The organism is Frankia sp. Mgl5, assembly GCF_023242985.1.
Classification (GTDB): domain Bacteria; phylum Actinomycetota; class Actinomycetes; order Frankiales; family Frankiaceae; genus Parafrankia; species Parafrankia soli.
The window spans coordinates 42,902-61,536 of the sequence record NZ_JALKFY010000009.1 but is presented as its reverse complement, the minus strand read 5'-3'; the positions used below and the strand labels follow the sequence as shown (position 1 = coordinate 61,536).

Here is an 18,635-nt window from a genome sequence, read left to right as displayed (position 1 = left end):
TGTCGTCCGTGTGGGTGGTCCGGCGCGCCCGGGCCCCGTCGGCCACTGGCCGCCACAACGGCGCCGGTCAGCGCCCAGCGCCGGGGACCTGCCGCGGCCAGGGAGAGGGGGACGGGTCGTGACCAGCGGTCCCGTAGTCGTCGACCGCCGCCGCCTGCTAGTGGTCCTCACCGTCGGGATGGTGGGGTTCTTCCTGTTGGTCCTGACCGTCCCCGGATCCCCGGGGCGGCTGCGTGCCGGGACGTGGATCGCACTGGCCATCGCACTGGTCAACCTGGCGCTCATCCAGCGGCTCGTCACCGCCCACGAGCGGCGGCCGTGGCTGGCCGCGCTCGCCGCCGCCTCGATGGCGGCCGGGATGGGAGCCGCGGCCGCGGACGCCATACCCGGCGAGGAAAGCCAGCTGTTCCTGCTGTGGTTCCCCTGGATCGCCAGCTACTGCGGTGTGCTCAGGCTCGGCTGGAGCCTGGCCATGGCGGCCTGGGTGGCCCTGACACTGCTGCTGGCGGCGTCGGTCAACTCCGCTCTCGCCGGCTCGCCGGCGCTGCTGATCACGGCGGCCGTCAGCTCGGCAGGCGGCTGCCTGGTGATGTACGTGCTGTTCCAGTGGCGCGGGGAGCAGGCCTACTCCGATCCGCTGACGTCCCTGGTGGCACGCAGCGGGCTGACCCGCGCCGCGGACCCGGCGATCGCACGGGCGGTCAAGAAGGACCGCGAGGCGGTCCTGCTCCTGCTCGACATCAACCGGTTCCGGGAGGTCAACGACGCGCTGGGGCACGAGGCCGGTGACGAGCTGCTGCGCCAGCTGGCCCGCGCTCTTCCCACGGTGACGCCGCGGCCGTCCTTCGTCGGCCGGCTCGGCAGCGACGAGTTCGCGCTCGTCATCCCCGGCCCGCCCGGCGCGGACCGGCGTGACGACGACGAGCTGGGCGGTGGTGATGCCAGCCGCGGAGATCCGGACCGCGGCGGGTCCGCACACGGCGGCCCGCACCAGGGCGGGTCCGTGTCGACGGCGGCGAGTCGGGAGAGCGACCTGCGCGAGCTCGGCCAGTCGGTGCTGCGCCAGATCGAGGGGCCGTTCACCGTGCACGGCGTCGAGGTCGAGGTCGAGGCGAGCGCCGGGCTGGCGGTCGCCCCGCGCGACGGGGAGACGATCGGGTCGTTGCTGCCCTGCGCGGACGCGGCGCTGTCCCGGGCCAAGCGCGAGGGCGAGCGGGTCGGGCTGTGGGACGCGGGCATCGCGGGCGTGCGCTCCTGGGAGATCGCGCTGTACGCGGAGCTGCGCGCGGCCATCGCCAGGGACGAGCTCATCGTCTTCTACCAGCCACTCCAGGCGGCGGCGACCGGGCAGATCGTCGGCGTCGAGGCTCTCGTGCGCTGGAGCCATCCGACCCGCGGGCTGTTGCCGCCCGGCGCGTTCCTGCCGATGGCGGAGCGTTCGGCGCTCATCGTCGACGTCACGAGGTGGGTGCTGGACGAGGCGCTGCGGCAGTGCGCCGCGTGGGCCGCCCGTGGGCTGCACGTGCCCGTCTCGGTGAACCTCTCCGCCCGCATGCTCGTCCTGGACGACCTGCCCAGCCTGGTGACCGGGAGCCTGGCCCGCCACCAGCTCCCCCCGGACGTACTGACCCTCGAGATCACCGAGAGCGCCCTGGTGACCCAGCCCGGCCGGGCCGCCGCCATGCTCCGGGAGCTGCGCAGCAAGGGCGTCAAGCTCGCCCTGGACGACTTCGGCACCGGTTACAGCTCGATGGAGATCCTCAAGGCGCTGCCGTTCGACGAGGTCAAGATCGACCGCGGGTTCGTCGCGGACGTCCGCGGCAGCCTGCTGGACGCGGCGATCGTGCGTTCGGTGCTGGACCTCGGCCACCGGCTCGGCCTGCGGGTCGTCGGCGAGGGCGTCGAGGACGACCGGACGCTGCGGATGATGACCGAGCTCGGCTGCGACATCCTGCAGGGCGACGCGATCTCGCGGCCGCGCCCGCCGTCGCATCTCGAGGACCTGCTGGTGGAGCGGGCCGCACCCGCCGACCGCCCCGGCGCCGCCGGTGCGGCGGCCCCTGCCGCCCTGCCGGCTGATGGTGCTGTGCCGGCTGATGGCGCTGTGCCGGCTGGCGCTGTGCCGGCTGGTGGTGTTGTGCCGGCCGGCAGCGGCGCGCCGGTGGGCGGCGCCGGGTCGGTGGCCGACGCGGTGGACGCGGCGCGTTCCGAGCCGATCGTCGGCCCGGATGCCCCCTTCACGGTGTCGCAGACGCGGCGGTTCGGTGTCCTGGCCCCGCCGGTGGCGGACGAGGCGGCGCGGGTCGCCGCGACCCGGCGCTACGAGATCGCGTTCCGGCCGCGGACCTACCCCCTGGACGACATGGCGGCCCTCGCGGCCGCGATGACCGGCTGCAACGTGGGGTCGGTGCTCCTGGTCGGCGCCGACTCGGAGACCTACCTGGGCCGCCACGGCCACGAACTGAAGGACGTGCCGGCCCGGGTCGGCGTGGCCTCGCACGCCGTCGCGGCGGGCGAGCTGCTGGAGATCCCGGACGCGAAACTCGACACCCGGTTCGCGCACGGGACCAGGGCGTTCCCCGGCCGGCAGATCCGTTTCATCGCAGCCGTCCCGGTGCGGACCTCCGACGGCCACGCCATCGGCGCGGTCACGATCAGCGACCGGATCCCGCGGCGGCTCACCCCGGGCCAGCGCGAGGCGCTGGAGAGCCTCGCCCAGCACGCCGCGGTCATGATGGACGTCCGCCGGGAGGCCGTGCTGCTCGCCGTGGTCACCGACACCGCCCGGGCGCTGGACCAGCTCTGTTACCCGGATGATCTCCCGGCGGCCGCGTCCCTGGCCAGTGACGCCGCGCGGCACATGCTGGGCGGCGACGTCGTCACCGTCCTGATGTCCGACACGCCCGGCTCGACGGTCTACAGCTCCGTCGGGGCTTCCCTCGCGCCCGGGGCCACCTCCCTCATCAAGCCGGGGCAGCGGTTCAGCTCGAACGACGAGACGGTCATCGGTGAGGTCCTGCGGACACAGAGCCCGCTGTTCGTCCCGGACGCGCCGACCTTCCCCGGCTTCAACCTGGACATCGTCCGTGCCAGCGGTGTGGCCTCCGCGTTCCTCGTCCCGATCCCGGGGGAGGGCGGTGCGCTCGGCGTCATGTGCGCCCGCTGGCCGGCCCCGGTGGCCGCGATCGACCCGTCGCTGTACCGCGCGATGGCGCTGCTGGTCGGGCAGGCGGGGCACGGCCTCGGCCGGCTGCGGGCCGCCTCGGCTCGGGAGCGCCGTCCGGACGGCACGGCCGGGCTGACCGGCCGGGCGGCCTTCCTCTCCACCCTGCAGGGGCTGTCGCCGGGCGCCGCGGTGTGCCTGTTCGACGTCCAGGCGGGCCGGGACAGGTCGACCAGGCGGTTCGCCGAGCTCCTGCGGGCCGTCTGCGACGAGTCCGCGTATCTCGCCCGCTGGTCGGACAGCCGGTTCGCGGTGGCCGTCCCGACCGGCGGGCGGGAACGGGCCGAGGCGATGGTCGACGAGGTCCGCCGCTCCTGGGCCCGGGAGTCGGCGGTGCCGATCGTCGTCGGCATCTCGGTGACCAGGAGCCACGAGCCGTCGAGCGCCGCGCTCATCGACGCGGAGAACCGCCTGCTGGAGACGATGGCGGTGGTGATCCGGGCCGAGCGGGTAGCCGCGGCGCGCGTGACAGCAACGTCAGCAGGGGTCTGACCCCTTCGGGTACCGGCTCGTGGAACGTCCGCTCCACCCGGCCGCCCTGGAACTCCACCTCGATCACGTAGACGAAGCGATCCGCCCCCGCCGGGCCGCCGCCGGTGCCGCCTGGCCCGGCGGTACCGTTCGGCCCGGCGGTGAGCGAGGCCGCCAGCGACCGCAGCGTGGCCGCCTGGTCGGCCGGGAGCTGGGCGGTGTCGAGCCCGCGCCGGACCGGCCGGCCGATGATCCCGCCAGAGCGTTCCAGGATCACCCGGATGCGCCCGGCCAGGTCGGCGGGCCCGCCGTCGTCCGGGCGGGACTCGGTGTTCCGGTCGCCGGTCACCCTTTGATTCTCCCCGCCCGGCCGGGGCGTCAGACCGGAACGCCGACCGAGGCCCAGGCGTCCCGCACGGCCTGGGTCTCCTCGGGCCCGAACAGCACCTGGGCCTGGCGTGAGGTGGCGGCGGCGAACGACCGGAACGTCGCGTTCGGTCGGAGCTGGGGGGCGCGCAGCGCCTCGTACCAGATCCGGCCCGCGCGCTCCCAGGCGTGGCCACCGAGGGCCACCGCGAGCGTGTAGAAAGCCTTGTTCGGGATGCCCGAGTTGATGTGCACCCCGCCGTTGTCGGTCGTCGTGCGGACGTAGCCGTCCATGTGCGCGGGCTGAATGTCGTCGCCGAGCACCGGGTCGTCGTAGGCCGTGCCGGGCTCCTTCATCGACCGCAGCGCCACGCCCTGCACGGCGTCGGTGAGCAGGCCCTCGCCGATCAGCCAGTCGGCCTCCTCGGCGGTCTGGCCGCGCAGGTGCTGCTTCACCAGCGAGCCGAAGACGTCGCTCAGCGACTCGTTCAGCGCGCCCGACTGGTTCAGGTACATCAGCTGCGCCTCGTCCTCGGTGACGCCGTGCGCGAGCTCGTGGCCGATGATGTCCAGCGAGACCGTGAACCGGTTGAACAGCTCGCCGTCACCGTCGCCGAAGACCATCTGCCGGCCGTTCCAGAAGGCATTTTCGTAATGATCGCCGTAGTGCACGGTCGCGAGCAGGCCCATCCCGTCGTCATCGACGGAGTCCCGGCCGTAGGCGTCGAGGAAGAACGCGAACGTGGCGCCGAGGCCGTCGTACGCCTCGTTCGCGGCGACGTCGGCCACCGGGGCGTCGCCCTCGGCACGCACGGTCGTGCCCGGCAGGTCCTCGGACTCCTTCGCGTCGCCGATCGTGCGGCGCGGGCCGCTGGTCGGGGCCAGCCGCGGCGGGGTCGCCGGGCGCTGCACGGAGCGCATCAGGGCGTTGTGCACCCGCACGCTGCGGTGCGAGGAGTCCTGGGCCATGGTGGACAGCGCGCGGGCGCGCTGCTCGTCGTTCCCGTTCCGGGCGATGCGCTCGAGGATGTGCGGCGGCACGGCACAGGGCGCGCAGCGTCGGTGACCGGTCATCGGCGACTCCTCCAGGTATGGGCCGTCCCGGGCGGATCTGACCCGGGGCCACCGACCTTGGCCGCTACGTGAGTAGATGTCCAGACCGGCCTGCGCCGTCCTGGGCCGCGGCCGTCGCCGCGGTGACGGCCGGAGCCGCCGGGACGAGCTCGCCGCACCGCGGCTGCGGCTCGACGACCTCGAACACGTCACCGGTCGCGGAGACGCGGACGAAGTCGGCGCAGCGGTCCAGCTGGCCCTGTCCGGCCGAGAAGTTGATCTTCTGGGTGAGCAGGCCGCCGGCGTCGTAGTCGGTCACTCCGCGCAGCCCGCGGATGTAGGAGTCGCGGGTCGGGCAGTGCCCCTGGGTCCGCAGGCCGCGCAGGAACAGGTCGGCACTGATCCACCCGTTGACGGCGCTCTGTTGGCTCGGCGGCTGGATCTCGGGGGCGTGCCGGGTCATCGCGGACAGGTAGTCGCGGTGGGCGGGCAGGCCCCGCTCCAGCGCGGTGAAGGGCAGCGGCGTGTAGGTGCCGGCCAGGGCCTGCCGCAGTCCGGAGGCCAGCACGCGCATGTCGTAGCCGGCGGGGGAGACCGCCGTCCCGAACGGGTGGCCCCGCTCGGCGGCGGTGATCAGGGCGCCGATGTAGATGTCGAGCGAGGTGGCCGCGACCAGGGTGTCCGCTCCGGTCCGGACGATCCGCCCGACGACGTCGGGCATGGTGATGCCGTCGATCGGCTCCTCGAACACGACCGGGATGCCCGCCGCCGCCAGGCTGCGTCGCGCGCTCTCGGCGTAGAGCAGGGAAGCCCGGGTCGCCGAGGTGATGATCAGTGCCGCCCGGGTTCCGCCGCGGGACTGGACGAACTGCCCCAGGGTGGTCGTCGCCTCGGTGTCGTCGGTGACGTACGTGTACGTGAACATGTTCGGGTGGTCCGCCCACAGGGGCTGGTCGGCCACGCCCACCACTGGAATGTGCTGCTGGTCGAGCCAGGGCGCGGACTGTTCCGAGTACGCCGTGTGCTCGAGGATCGCGAACGCGCCCGCGGTCACGAGATCCTTCGCCGCGCGCAGGTTGACGCCCGCGTTGGACTCGTCATCACGCCAGATCGTCGTGATCCGGCGGCCGCCGACCCCGCCGGCGGCATTCTGCTCCGCCATGCGGGCCTCGACACCGGAGCGGTATCCGGTGTACTGGGCCGACATCGCGCCGCTGTCCGGGTAGAGGACGCCGACCGTGATCTCGTCGTCAGTGACACCCGGCGCGCAGGTCCAGGTCGCCGTTCCGCTCTGGGTGGATCCTCCTGCGCCACAGGCGCTCACCAGCGCCGCCGTCGCGAGCGCCGTGCCGATCAACTTCGAACGAAACACCAGGACGATCCACCTCTCCGATCCGGCACGCGACAGGCCGCGGGGTTCTCGGGCAGTCACGACGTCTTACGCCCGGGATGGTCGTCCGGCCTGTAAAAACCGTGTTAGATCACAGCGAGGAAATTCGCGCCCGGACGCCGCTCAGGTGGTGCTCGCGGGAAATCCGTCCGGCGCCGGAGAAAATGAGAAAATCGGCGCGGATATACGCCGTCGCCGAACCGTCCCTCGTGCCTGTCCGGCCTTTTCTAGTGGACGTCCTCGACGCTCACCGGCGGGCTGCTGACCGGCGGGCTGGTGGCCGGGGCCGGACGTCGCCCGGCGCGCACCCGGCGGGTCACCATGACCACCGCGGCGTGGGCGCAGGCCAGCGCGATGCCGCCGATGATGAGCAGGCTCGCGTGGTTGTCGAGCCAGCGGACCAGGTCGCTGGTCCACGGCCCGAGGGCGCTGCCCGCCGACAGGTAGAGCGCCGAGGAGGTCATCGAACCGGGGACGAGGAACCGCAGGAACCGGCGCATCGACACCGACCCGGTGCCCAGCGCCGCGTCGACGGCCACGTTCGTGTTGATCAGGCAGAACCACAGCAGGCCCCGCTGCGCGCCGTGCCGCGACAGGACGGTGACCAGCCGGCTGGTGCCGACCCGGCGCAGCAGGAGCGACCGGACGTTGTAGCGGGCCAGGCCGAAGTACCCGAGGTCGAGCAGGGTCCGGAGCACCGTGGCGATCAGCAGTGCGGGCAGGAACGCGACGTCGCCGCCGACCAGTATGAGGACGGAGACCGTCGGCCGCAGCGCGATGAGTAGCAGGGGAGCGGAACTCGCGAGCGTGGGCAGCAGCACCAGGCCCACCGTGCCGGCGGCGAGCAGGCTGCCGGTGAGCAGCGCCGGCCAGCCCCGGGCAATCGCCGCCCGCGTCCACTCTGCCCGGCCGGGCCTGACGCGGTCAGGCCCGGCGCGGTCAGGCCCGGCACGGCCGGGCTCGCTGCGGGTGGGCGCCACCCGTCCAGTGTGCCAACCCGCGCGGCCGGCCCGGCGCCGCGCGGACCCGTCGCGGGCACGGGGGGCTCCTGGCAGACTCGGCTGGTGCTGATTGTGGGCCTCACGGGCGGAATCGGGTCGGGCAAGAGCGCAGTGTCGGAACTCCTGGTGGAACACGGCGCCCATCTGGTGGACGCCGACCGGATCGCCCGCGAGGTAGTCGCCCCCGGGACGCCCGGCCTCGCCGCCGTCGCCGAGGCGTTCGGGCCGTCCGTGCTGCTGGCGGACGGCGCCCTCGACCGGGAGGCGCTGGGGCGCGTGGTGTTCGCCGACGAGGCGAGCCGGCGGCGGCTCGAGTCGATCACCCATCCGCTGATCCGGGCGGAGATGGCGGCCCGGATCGCGTCCGCGCCGCCGGACGCCGTCGTGATCCACGACATCCCGCTGCTGGTCGAGGGCGGACCGCGCCCCGGCTACGACGCGATCGTGGTCGTCGAGACACCACGCGAGCTGCGTCTGGAGCGGCTCGCCCGGCGAGGTCTCGCCCGCGACCAGGCCGAGGCCCGGATGGCCGCCCAGGCCACCGACGAGCAGCGGCGGGCGGTCGCCGACATCCTGGTCGACAACAGCGGGTCGCTCGACGACCTGCGGAAACGCGTGGGCGAGGTGTGGGAGGAGCTGCTGCGCCGGCGTGACGCCGGGCTGGCCGAGCCCTCCGCCCGCCCCGGCTCCTGAGCGCGCCGTGGCCTGGGAGTGGGACGCGGCCGCCTACGGCCGGCTGCGGCTGCCGCACGAGCTGTGGGGACAGCGCACGCTCGCCCGGCTCGCGCTGACCGGCAGCGAGACCGTGCTGGACGCCGGCTGCGGCACCGGGCGGGACACCGCGGCGCTGCTCGAGGCGCTCCCGCGCGGCCGGGTCATCGCCGTCGACGCATCGGCGAGCATGCTCGACCAGCTCCGCGCACGGCTGCCTGAGACCGGACGGCTCACCATTCTCGCGGCGGACCTGCTCGACCCGCTGCCGATCGCCGAGCCGGTCGACGCCGTGCTGAGCGTGGCCGTCCTGCACTGGATAGCCGATCACCAGCGGGTGTTCGACAACCTCGCGGCGATCCTGCGGCCGGGGGGCCGGCTCTCGGTCGACTGCGGCGGCCACGGCAACATCGCCTCCGTCCAGGCGGCCCTGGCGGCGGTGCTCGGAGAGGTTCCGCAGGTGTGGAACTTCGCGGCGCCGGCTGAGACGGAGCGGCGTCTCGCCGCGGCCGGCTTCGTCGACATCGAGGCCCGGCTGCGCGCCGAGACCGCCCAGTTCGACGGTCCGGCTGCGTTGCACGACTACCTGGAGACGGTCGTGCTCGGCGCGCACCTGGTCAGGCTGGGCGCCGACGAGCGCGCGGCCTTCGTCCGGGCGGTCGCCGAGCGGCTGCCCCGGCCCGCCGTCGACTACGTCCGCCTCGAGGTACACGCCCGCCGCGCGGCCTGACCCCGGCCCGGCCAGGCGCCCGGGTTCCGCCGGTGGCCCGGCCCCCGGCCCGGTTTCGGCGCCGGGCGTTCGCGCGGCTACCGGACGTTCGCGGCGTCCATCCCGCGCAGCTCCTTCTTCAGCTCGTTGACCTCGTCGCGCAGCCGGGCCGCCAGCTCGAACTGCAGTTCCTTGGCGGCCTCGTGCATCTGGTCGTCGAGCTGGCGGATGAGCTGGGCGAGCTCATGGCGCGGCATGCCGGCGAGCTCCGCCGCGTACCGGCCGACCGCGTCCCCCGCCTTCGACTTCATCCCGGGTACCGGGGCCTTGCCACGGGACTGCGCCCGGCCACCGCCACCGATCATCTCCTCGCCCGCCGACTCGCGGACCATGTCCTCGAGAATGTCGACGACCTTCTTGCGTAGCGGCTGCGGGTCGAGACCGCGCTCGGTGTTGTAGGCGATCTGCTTCTCCCGGCGCCGGTTCGTCTCCTCGATGGCCTTGCTCATCGACGGAGTGATCTTGTCCGCGTACATGTGGACCTGGCCGGAGACGTTGCGGGCGGCCCGGCCGATGGTCTGGATCAGGGACTTGTCCGAGCGCAGGAAGCCCTCCTTGTCGGCGTCGAGGATGGCCACCAGCGACACCTCGGGCAGGTCGAGGCCCTCGCGGAGCAGGTTGATGCCGACGAGCACGTCGAACTCGCCGCGGCGCAGCTCGGTCAGCAGCTCGACCCGGCGCAGGGTGTCGACCTCGCTGTGCAGGTAGCGCACCCGGATGCCGAGCTCGAGCAGGTAGTCGGTGAGATCCTCGGACATCTTCTTGGTCAGCGTGGTGACCAGGATCCGCTCGTCGCGTTCCGCGCGGATCCGGATCTCGTGCACGAGATCGTCGATCTGGCCCTTGGTCGGCTTCAGCACGATCTCCGGGTCGAGCAGGCCGGTCGGCCGGATGATCTGTTCGACGACGCCGTCCCCGCGCCCCAGCTCGTAGGGGCCCGGGGTCGCCGAGAGGTACACCGTCTGGCCGATGCGCTCCAGGAACTCCTCCCAGCGCAGCGGCCGGTTGTCGATGGCGCTCGGCAGCCGGAAGCCGTGGTCGACCAGGTTCCGCTTGCGGGACATGTCGCCCTCGTACATGCCGCCGATCTGCGGCACGGTGACGTGCGACTCGTCGATGACCAGCAGGAAGTCGTCCGGGAAGTAGTCGAGCAGGGTGTGCGGGGCCGTGCCGGCGGCCCGGCCGTCGATGTGCCGGGAGTAGTTCTCGATGCCGGAGCAGAAGCCGACCTGGCGCATCATCTCGATGTCGTACGTGGTGCGCATCCGCAGCCGCTGCGCCTCCAGCAGCTTGCCCTGGCCCTCCAGCTCGGCCAGCCGGTCGGTGAGCTCCGCCTCGATGCCGGCGATCGCCCGCTCCATCCGCTCCGGCCCGGCGACGTAGTGGGTGGCGGGGAAGACGAAGACCTCCTGGGACTCCCGGACGATCTCCCCGGTGAGCGGGTGCAGGTAGGTCAGGCGCTCGATCTCGTCGCCGAACATCTCGATCCGGACCGCGAGCTCCTCGTAGACCGGGAACACCTCGACGGTGTCGCCGCGCACGCGGAACGTTCCGCGGGTGAAGGCGAGGTCGTTGCGGGCGTACTGGACGTCGACGAAGCGGCGCAGCAGGCGGTCGCGCTCGATCTCGTCGCCGACGCGCAGCCGGACCATCCGGTCGATGTACTCCTGGGGGGTGCCCAGACCGTAGATGCAGCTCACGCTGGCGACGACGACCACATCACGCCGGGTGAGGAGGTTCATCGTCGCCGAGTGGCGCAGCCGCTCGACCTCCTCGTTGATGGAGGAGTCCTTCTCGATGTAGGTGTCGGTCTGCGCGATGTACGCCTCGGGCTGGTAGTAGTCGTAGTAGGAGACGAAGTACTCGACGGCGTTGTTCGGCAGCAGCTCACGGAACTCGTTCGCGAGCTGGGCGGCCAGTGTCTTGTTGGGCGCCATCACCAGGGTCGGGCGCTGCAGGCGTTCCACGAGCCAGGCGGTGGTGGCCGACTTGCCGGTGCCCGTCGCGCCCAGGAGCACGACGTCCTTCTCGCCGGCCCGCACGCGGCGGGCCAGCTCCTCGATCGCCGCCGGCTGGTCGCCTGAGGGGGCGAAATCCGAGACGACCTCGAACGGCGCGGCCGAGCGCTGGAAGTCCGTGGTGGGGCGTTCGAACGTTGTGCTCACGAGTTCCAGAACACCACACGCCTCCGACAGTTTCCCGGCGGCGGTTCCCGGCCACCTCGGCGGTGGCACCCGGCGGCCCCACGCGGCGGTGTCCCTCAGCGCGAGGTGCCCTCCCAGCCGAGCAGCCGGGCGCCGAGCACCGCGGTCTGCAGGACGTACCGGTCCGTCGGAGAGGTCGGGTCATGCCTGGTCAGGGCGTGGATGCGGTCGAGCCGGTAGGTGAGCGCGCGCACCGACAGGTGTAACCGGCGGGCTGCCGCGAGCGCCACGCCGCCGGTCGCGAAGTAGGCGTCGAGCGTCTCGATCAGCGGCCCAGCGCCGCCCCGCGCCGCCCGCAGCGGGCTGAGCACCGCCTCGACGAGCTCCTCCAGCGGTTCCCGGTCGCGGAGCAGCACCTTGTAGATGAGCAGGTCGTCGGCGTGCACGACCTGCCCGTCCAGCCGCATCCGCCCGGCCAGCTCGACGGCGTTGCGGGCCTCCTCATAGCCGATGCGCACGCCGGCGACGCCGCTGCGGGGCCGGCTGACCCCGAGCCGCCACACGAGCTCCGGTTCCACCCCCAGCCGCCCGGTGACCGCCCTGATGGCGGTGGACGGCGCCGCGTCCGCGGGGGAGAACGCCGGCAGCGGCGCGAACCCGGCGTCGCCCGGGCCGGGCGGGTCCATCCGGCGCCGGCCCCGCGGCGCCGTGGCCCGTGGGCGTGCGATCTCCCGGTCGAGGGTCGGCCGGTCGGCCCTCGGGTGCCCGGAGCCGCCGTCCGGCCGGGCGTGCACGGGGTGATGCACAGGATGGTGGCGTCCCGACGCGGGATCGCTCACGCTGGTCACCCCGGCCCTGGCCGACCCGGCCGTCGGGCCGGCGGCGGGGCGGCGGTCCGGTGCGGCGCCGTCGTCCGGCGTGATCGCCGCCGTGGGCGGGACGGGCAGGATCAGGTCGGTCTCCTGCGGGACGACGCAGACGAGCAGCCCGTCCTTGGTCGCGACGAGGGGCTCCGTGGCGCACTGCGCGCGCAGCGCCTCCTCGATTCCGCGCACGACCGCCCGCCCGTCCAGGAAGCGCCGCCCGCCCGCCGCGATGAGGACGACGTGCGGCGCCTCCAGCCGGAGCCCGAAGGCAGCCGCCCGCTCGAGCAGCGGCCCGAGCTCGGAGGTGCCGGTGAGCAGGTCGTCCACCAGCTCGCGGCGCATCGCCTCCTCCGAGCGCGCCCGCGCCGCGCGGGCCCGTTCGTAGCCCTCGCACACCGCCGCGACCGCGTCGTCGCTGGCCCGCAGGACGGCCGACGCCGCCGCGCGGGTTCGAGAGACCGCCCCGACGGTCAGCCCGCTGAGATCGGTGGGATCACCGCCGTCCTCGGTGTGCTGGGAGTGCTCGGCGTGGGCGACGGCCGGCACCCGCCCGTCCAGGACCGCCGGCAGCGTCCGTCCCAGGTCGCGCGCGTCCCGGTCGGCCTGGCGGACGACGGGCAGCGACGGCCAGATCCGCCAGGTCGCGGAGAGGTAGAGGTCGACGAGCGCCGGCAGCGAGGCGCCGGACTCGGCGGCGGCCTGGCCGAGCGCCCGGAAGACGTCGAGCTCGGCGCGGGACAGCCGCCGGCCGCTGTCGGCCGCGGAGGCGAGCACCTCCAGATAGTTGCCCAGCAGGCCGGCGTGCAGGCGGGCGTCGGCCGCCGCGAGCACGGCGGCCCGGGGGAGCCGGGTGAGGCTGGTACCGGGCAGCCCGGCTGGCTGGTCGTCGTCCGGGAAGACCGGCCTGGGTGTTTGATCCCGTTTCGTCACCTCATGATCTCCCCCCGCTCGGCTGCCGAGTATCGGCAAGGAAATCGTAGACAAAGTCGCGGACTCCGGACGGTGTCTGCCGGGACACCGAAGGGCAGGCTGAGCGTTGAGCCTGGTACGGGGCCCTGCGGGGCGCCCACGGCAGGCCGACGCGGAGCGGATCCGGCCCCTCGCGGGGACGATCCCCGCACCGCCCGTCGGCCGCCCGGCGCCGCGATCATCGCCCCGTCCAGGTGCCACCACGGCAACACGAAGCCCCCGACGGAAGTGACTGACGGTGAAAGGCAAAGGATCTACCCGAGACATGTCCACGAAGGACGGCTCCCGCCCCACGGCGCTGCCGCCGATCGCGGTGCGCCCAGGCCTGTTCGTGTCCGTGGCGGTCGTGACGGTGCTGCTCGGCGCGCTAACCCTCCCCGCCACCGTGCCGGGCCGTCCGGGCTTCGCCTACTTCAGCGGGGGCGTGCTCGGCGCGGGTCTGCTCGTCGCGATCCTGCTCGGGGCCGACCTGGCCCGGGCCGCCGCCGCGCGCAGGGCCGGGATCACGGTCACCGGGATCACCCTCGGCGCCTTCGGGAGCCGGCTGGGCCTCGCACCCGCACGCGACCGCTCGACGGACCGGGGCGACGGCAGCCCGCTGAGCGGTACCGGCCCGTTGGGCGGTAGCGCCCCGTTGGGCGGTACCGGCCCGGCCGGTTCCGGTGACCCGCTCGCCCCGGCCAGCGGTGACGCACTCGCCGACGCCGCCGTCGCCCGTGCGGGCCTGACGGTGACGGCCCTCGCCGGGATGGTGCTGGTCGCCGCCGGCGCGCTCGCCCCCGGCGGAACGCTCGCCCTGGTCGGCGAGCTGGCGCTCTGGGTCGGCACGTTCGCCCTGCTCATCACCGTCGTCGACCTGCTGCCCGCACCGCGCAGCGCCGGCGGGCGGATCCTCGCCGCCCGGGTCCTGCGCCGCACCGGTGACGAGGCGGCCGCGGGTGCGGCCGTGGCCCGCGCGGGTGTCATCACCGGGTGGACCCTGATCGTCTTCGGTGCGGCGGCCACCTTCCTGGTCGGGCTGGTCGGCCTGTGGGCGATCCTCCTCGGCTGGCTCGCGCTCGGGACGTCCCGGCTCGCGCAGACGCAGGAGCGCACCTCCGCCGCGCTGCGCGGGGTCTTCGTCCGTGACGTGATGATCCCCGCCCCGGAGGCGCTGCCGTCCTGGAAGACGGTCGCCGCCGCGCTGGACGAGACCGTGCTCCCGTCCCGCGCCTCGGTGTTCGGGGTCCGGGACTTCGCCGGGCCGCTGATCGGCGTCACCCTGCTGCGTGATCTGGCCGCGGTGCCCGCGGACGACCGCGACCTGGCCCGGGTGGCCCGGGTGACCATCCCGCTGGACCGGGTCGCCACCGCCCGTCCGGAGGAGCCGCTCGCCGTGGTCGCGTCGCGGCTGGCGCACCGGCCCGCCGCGGGCGTGATCGTCGTCGTCGCTGACGGCCCGGACGGCCTGCCCGGGATGGTGGGCACCGTGGGCCCGGGCGAACTGGCCCGGGCGCTGGAGACCGCGCCGCTGCACGGCCGGGTGGTCACCCCGGCCAGCTTCGGCCGCCGTCGCCGGTGAGCTCACCGGTCGCGCCGAGAGCCCGGTCCCGCCGGGTTCCCGGCGGACGTCCCCACCGCCGCCGGGCCTGAGCGGCCCGCGCGGCGCGGGCTCGGCGGCCCGTCCTGAACCCGCTCTGGTCACGCTGCTGGCAACGGCGCCCGGCGGACCAGAGCACAGCATTCCCGGCGGGGCCCGTGAGCCCCGCCGGTGACCGCGGCCACCGGCCGCGCCCCCCCGTACCACCCGAAGGAGATTCCGTGGATGTGCCCGCCTGGGCCTGGGCCGCCTTCATTGGCGGCCTGCTCCTGTTGCTCGCCATCGACCTGCTCGCGCACCGCAGAGCGCACGTCATCGGCTTCAAGGAGGCCGCGTGGTGGAGCGTCGGCTGGGTGTCGCTCGGTGTGGCCTTCGCCTTCGTCCTCTGGGCTTGGCAGGGCCCCGGCGCGGCCGGCGAGTACGCGGCGGCCTACCTGCTCGAGAAGAGCCTCTCGGTCGACAACCTGTTCGTCTTCGCGCTGATCTTCTCGTACTTCAAGGTCCCGCGGGAGTACCAGCACCGCGTGCTGTTCTACGGCGTGCTGGGCGCTCTGGTGCTGCGCTTCCTGTTCATCGCGGCCGGCATCGCGCTGCTCGAGAACTTCAGCTTCGTGATCTACATCTTCGGCGCCTTCCTGCTGTACACGGCGTTCAAGATGGTCCGCGACGACGGCGTCGACATGGACCCCGGGCAGAGCAGGGCCGTCCGGCTGTTGCGCCGGGTGATCCCGGTGACCGACGCCTACGAGGGGCAGCACTTCGTCCTGCGGCGCGCGGGCAAGCTGATCGCCACGCCGCTGCTCGCCGTGCTGGTGGCGGTCGAGACCGCGGACGTTCTGTTCGCCTTCGACTCGGTGCCCGCGGCGCTCGGCGTGACGAACGAGACCTTCCTCGTCTACACCGCCAACGCGCTGGCCATCCTCGGCCTGCGGTCGCTGTTCTTCCTCCTCTCCGGGCTGATGGAGAAGTTCCACCACCTGGCGACCGGGCTCGCCGCGATCCTTGCCTTCATCGGGGTGAAGATGCTGCTCACCGACGTCTGGCACATGCCGATCTGGCTGTCCCTCACGGTGATCGCGGTCGTGCTGGCCGGGGCGATCGTCTGGTCGCTGACGACGGAGCCGCCCGCCGAGAACGGCGACGGCGGCCAGGACGGCCACGAGGGTGGGGTCGGCGGCCTCAGCGGGTCCAGCGAGGCCGGCGGGCTCAGTGGGGTCGGCGGGCTCAGTGGGGCCGTCGGAGTCAGCGGGGCCGGCGATGGCGGTCATCTGGTGACCGGCACGGACACCCGGGCCGACGCACCGGCGGCCAACGCGGCGGACTCGGGACGCTAGCCGCCGCCGGCGAGGCGGACCTGGTTCAGGCGGGTCGACGGGCGGGCGCGGGGTGGGTCCCGGTGGGCGGGATCCCGAAAACCGCGATCGTGTCGCGTTCCTGGACCGGGGTCCGCGTCGCCTCCGCGCGCGTGATCCGGTCCCACCGGAAGCAGCGTGGGCCGCTCCGGCGCAGGCACCACGCGAACAGGTACCAGTGGCCTCCGGTGAAACCGATCAGCCGGGGCTCCACCGGACGTCCCTCGCTGACCGCGCCGGCGGCGTCGACGTAGTCGATCGTGATGACGACTCCGTCGAGCAGAGCCGCCTCGACAACGGTGGCCACCGGCCCCCGCAGGGCGCGGACCGGGTCCGTGCCGATCCGCCGTGCCTTTTCGGTGAGCTCCTCGCGGGCGGCCGTGCCGGTCACGCCCAGCGCGTCGAGGACGGCGCCCAGCGCGTCGGCGGCGTCGGCGGCGAACGGGCCGTCCTGGAGCGCGGCCAGCGCCGCCATCACTGCCGCGGCCTGCTTCTCGGTGAGGGCCACCGGCGGCAGCAGGGCGCGGACCATGGCAAACACGGTGCCACGGCGATGTCTCCGTTGCCCGCCGATCACCCGATCCGGGGCGAGGTCGACCCGGCCCGGGTCCGCGGACCATCGAAGCGAGTCGGCTGAGCCAGCCCATGCGCTGCTGGCGCAACACGCTTCAGGGCGGAGCGCCGGCCGCCCCGCTCGGACATGGTCCGGCGGCGGCGTACCGGCCGGCGAGAGCTACCTATTATTAATACGAATTTATGACTCGGCGACGCGCCGATTGTCATGTGGGCGACAGTGTGGCGCTCACGTTAGTGTTTTGAGGCTGCCGGGATCATCCGAGCTTCCCGAATCCCTCTGTTTCTCCTTCAAGGCGGACTATGCACAACCTTCTGGCCGTTGTTGTCTCCTATGGTGGATCACCCCAGCTCCACTGTCTTCTGGCGACCCTGGCCGGGGCTACCGGCTGCCGGGTCGCGCTGGTCGAGAACCGGCCCGGCACGGTGCACGAAGACCTGCCCGCGGGCGTTGAGCTGTACGAGGGGCACGGGAATGTCGGATATGGCACGGCTGTGAACATCGCCGTGCTCCGTGCGCTGCGGCCCGGCCCGGCGCAGGAACCGCGGCCCGCGTCCCCGCCCGAGTGGCTGCTCGTCGTGAACAGCGACGTGACCATGCCTGAGCGGACCAGGGACCTGCTTCCCGATATCCTCGGCTCGATACCCGCCGACGCGGACGTGGTGGGTTTCCCGGTGCGGGCCGAGACCGGCCTCTCCGGCCGGAGCGCGGCGGTGCTTCCGAGTATCCGTACGAATGCGTACACGGCGGTGCGCGGTGAGGTCGCCGCGGTGGAACGCTGGCCCGAGCTCTGCTATCCCGTCGGGGCGTTCTTCGCGATCCGTACCCAGGCGTTCCTCCGGATGGGCGGTTTCGACCCGTCCTACTGGATGTACTACGAGGAAACGGACCTTTTCGCCCGGCTGCACGCGTCCGGTGGCCGCATCGCGTGGATCGACGACTGCTGCCATGTCACCCACGTCGGCGGCGGGACCGTCGGCCGCGCGGGCCTGATGTACGCCGAACTCGGCCGTTCGGCCGCCATCTACGCGCGGCGCCACGGCGACACGCTCGGGCGGGGCTGGCTCGCCGTCCACGTGGCGCAGCTGGCGGCGCTGGCGCTGCGCAAGCTCGCGACCGGCCGGATCCACGACGCGCTGCGCGCGTCGAGGATCCTGTCCGGCGTCGCGACGGGACTGGTCCAGCCTCGCTGGGAGCCCGCCACCCGGTCCCGCTGGCGGGCCGTTCCGGTCGCCACCCGCCGTGACCTGGGCCGGATGGACACCGCCGCGCCCGGGCAGGTGCCGGCGCCCCGGGCGCCCCGGGTGTCCCGCGCGGACCAGTCGCCACAGGTGACCGCCGGGTACCGCTGACCGTCAGGTACAGCCGACTGTCAGGTACAGCCGACCGCCGGGCAGGGTGCGGCTGATCGCCGTCTCACCAGCCGCGGGAGCGCCACTCGGCCAGGTGCGGGCGCTCGGCGCCGAGTGTTGTGTCCTTTCCGTGGCCCGGGTAGATCCATGTCCGGTCGGGCAGCGGACCGAACACCTTGGCCTCGAGGCCGTCCATCAGGGTGGCGAAGGCGGCGGCGTCCCCGAAGGTGTTCCCTGGGCCGCCGGGGAACAGACAGTCGCCGGTGAACAGGTGCGGGGCGTCGCCGTCCTGGTCGTAGAGCAGGGCCACGGAGCCGGGCGTGTGCCCGACGAGGTGCACGACCCGCAGCGTGACCTCGCCGACGTGCACCTCGTCGCCGTCGACGACCGGGTCCATCGTCGGGACCGGGATGGCGGGCGCGTCGAGCGGGTGCGCCACGGTGCGGGCCCCGGTCGCGGCGACGACCTCCTCGAGCGCCTGGACGTGGTCGGCGTGCCGGTGGGTCGTCACCACGGTGGCCAACCCGCTGTCGCCGACGAGGCGTAGCAGCGTGTCGGTCTCGTTCGCCGCGTCGACGAGCAGCTGCTCGCCGGTCGCGGCGCAGCGCAGGAGATAGCAGTTGTTGTCGAACGGGCCGACCGCCACCTTGGTGATCGTGAGGTCCGGGAGCTCGCGGGTGTCCGCCGGCCCGCCGACGGTGACCTCGCCCGTGTATCCGGCGCCGATGTTCATCACGGTTCTCCTCGATCTCTCCGTGGACTGGTCCGCGCGGATCCGTCCGTGGCCGGACCGCCGTGATGGCGGCCGGGTGACG

Annotated in this window: 14 protein-coding genes; 6 read left to right on the top strand and 8 right to left on the bottom strand. The window is 73.5% G+C overall.

Features of this window, described 5'->3' with window-relative positions; all coding sequences use genetic code 11:
• Positions 1–118: 118 nt before the first annotated feature.
• Complete coding sequence (locus MXD62_RS06700) at positions 119–3,715, top strand: EAL domain-containing protein (protein ID WP_248828547.1); 3,597 nt, start codon at positions 119–121, stop codon at positions 3,713–3,715.
• Here the strand turns inward: MXD62_RS06700 and MXD62_RS06695 are convergent.
• The 4 genes from MXD62_RS06695 to MXD62_RS06680 all read right to left on the bottom strand — a co-directional run bounded on the left by MXD62_RS06695 (position 3,615) and on the right by MXD62_RS06680 (position 7,483).
• Positions 3,615–4,043, bottom strand: a complete 429-nt coding sequence (locus MXD62_RS06695) for a protealysin inhibitor emfourin (protein WP_248828546.1) — start codon at positions 4,041–4,043, stop codon at positions 3,615–3,617. The genes MXD62_RS06700 and MXD62_RS06695 overlap by 101 nt on opposite strands.
• Positions 4,044–4,072: 29 nt before the next feature.
• Complete coding sequence (locus tag MXD62_RS06690; RefSeq protein WP_248828545.1) at positions 4,073–5,134, bottom strand: M4 family metallopeptidase; 1,062 nt, start codon at positions 5,132–5,134, stop codon at positions 4,073–4,075.
• A gap of 64 nt (positions 5,135–5,198) precedes the next feature.
• The gene (locus tag MXD62_RS06685) at positions 5,199–6,485 is read right to left on the bottom strand and encodes an ABC transporter substrate-binding protein (RefSeq protein WP_248828544.1); all 1,287 of its coding nucleotides are present in this window, start codon (positions 6,483–6,485) and stop codon (positions 5,199–5,201) included.
• Positions 6,486–6,730: 245 nt separating this feature from the next.
• Complete coding sequence (locus MXD62_RS06680) at positions 6,731–7,483, bottom strand: hypothetical protein (protein ID WP_248828543.1); 753 nt, start codon at positions 7,481–7,483, stop codon at positions 6,731–6,733.
• Positions 7,484–7,576: 93 nt separating this feature from the next.
• Here MXD62_RS06680 and coaE point away from each other — a divergent pair, with 93 nt between their 5' ends.
• A complete protein-coding gene (coaE, locus tag MXD62_RS06675) occupies positions 7,577–8,197 on the top strand; it encodes a dephospho-CoA kinase (protein ID WP_248828604.1) in 621 nt (206 codons plus the stop codon).
• Positions 8,198–8,204: 7 nt separating this feature from the next.
• Positions 8,205–8,945: a class I SAM-dependent methyltransferase gene (locus tag MXD62_RS06670; protein WP_248828603.1), complete on the top strand. Its 741-nt coding sequence runs from the start codon at positions 8,205–8,207 to the stop codon at positions 8,943–8,945.
• A gap of 77 nt (positions 8,946–9,022) precedes the next feature.
• On the opposite strand, the gene uvrB is transcribed toward MXD62_RS06670, so the two are convergent.
• A complete protein-coding gene (uvrB, locus tag MXD62_RS06665) occupies positions 9,023–11,149 on the bottom strand; it encodes an excinuclease ABC subunit UvrB (protein WP_248828542.1) in 2,127 nt (708 codons plus the stop codon).
• Between the two features lie 95 nt (positions 11,150–11,244).
• The gene (locus MXD62_RS06660; protein ID WP_248828541.1) at positions 11,245–12,924 is read right to left on the bottom strand and encodes a helix-turn-helix domain-containing protein; all 1,680 of its coding nucleotides are present in this window, start codon (positions 12,922–12,924) and stop codon (positions 11,245–11,247) included.
• 304 nt (positions 12,925–13,228) lie between these two features.
• Here MXD62_RS06660 and MXD62_RS06655 point away from each other — a divergent pair, with 304 nt between their 5' ends.
• Together MXD62_RS06655 and MXD62_RS06650 are read left to right on the top strand one after the other, a co-directional pair.
• The gene (locus MXD62_RS06655; protein WP_248828540.1) at positions 13,229–14,524 is read left to right on the top strand and encodes a peptidase M50; all 1,296 of its coding nucleotides are present in this window, start codon (positions 13,229–13,231) and stop codon (positions 14,522–14,524) included.
• A 239-nt stretch (positions 14,525–14,763) separates the two neighbouring features.
• The gene (locus tag MXD62_RS06650; protein WP_248828539.1) at positions 14,764–15,876 is read left to right on the top strand and encodes a TerC family protein; all 1,113 of its coding nucleotides are present in this window, start codon (positions 14,764–14,766) and stop codon (positions 15,874–15,876) included.
• A gap of 25 nt (positions 15,877–15,901) precedes the next feature.
• Here MXD62_RS06650 and MXD62_RS06645 read toward each other — a convergent pair whose 3' ends face one another.
• Positions 15,902–16,426 carry a YafY family protein gene (locus tag MXD62_RS06645; protein ID WP_248828602.1) on the bottom strand — a complete coding sequence of 175 codons (525 nt, stop codon included), beginning with the start codon at positions 16,424–16,426 and terminating at the stop codon, positions 15,902–15,904.
• 344 nt (positions 16,427–16,770) lie between these two features.
• Between MXD62_RS06645 and MXD62_RS06640 the strand changes: the two genes are divergently transcribed.
• A complete protein-coding gene (locus MXD62_RS06640) occupies positions 16,771–17,820 on the top strand; it encodes a galactosyltransferase-related protein (protein WP_248828538.1) in 1,050 nt (349 codons plus the stop codon).
• A 64-nt stretch (positions 17,821–17,884) separates the two neighbouring features.
• Here the strand turns inward: MXD62_RS06640 and MXD62_RS06635 are convergent, their stop codons facing one another.
• Positions 17,885–18,553 (bottom strand): MBL fold metallo-hydrolase, encoded by a 669-nt coding sequence (locus MXD62_RS06635; protein ID WP_071065520.1) that lies wholly within the window; start codon positions 18,551–18,553, stop codon positions 17,885–17,887.
• Between the last annotated feature and the right edge of the window lie 82 nt (positions 18,554–18,635).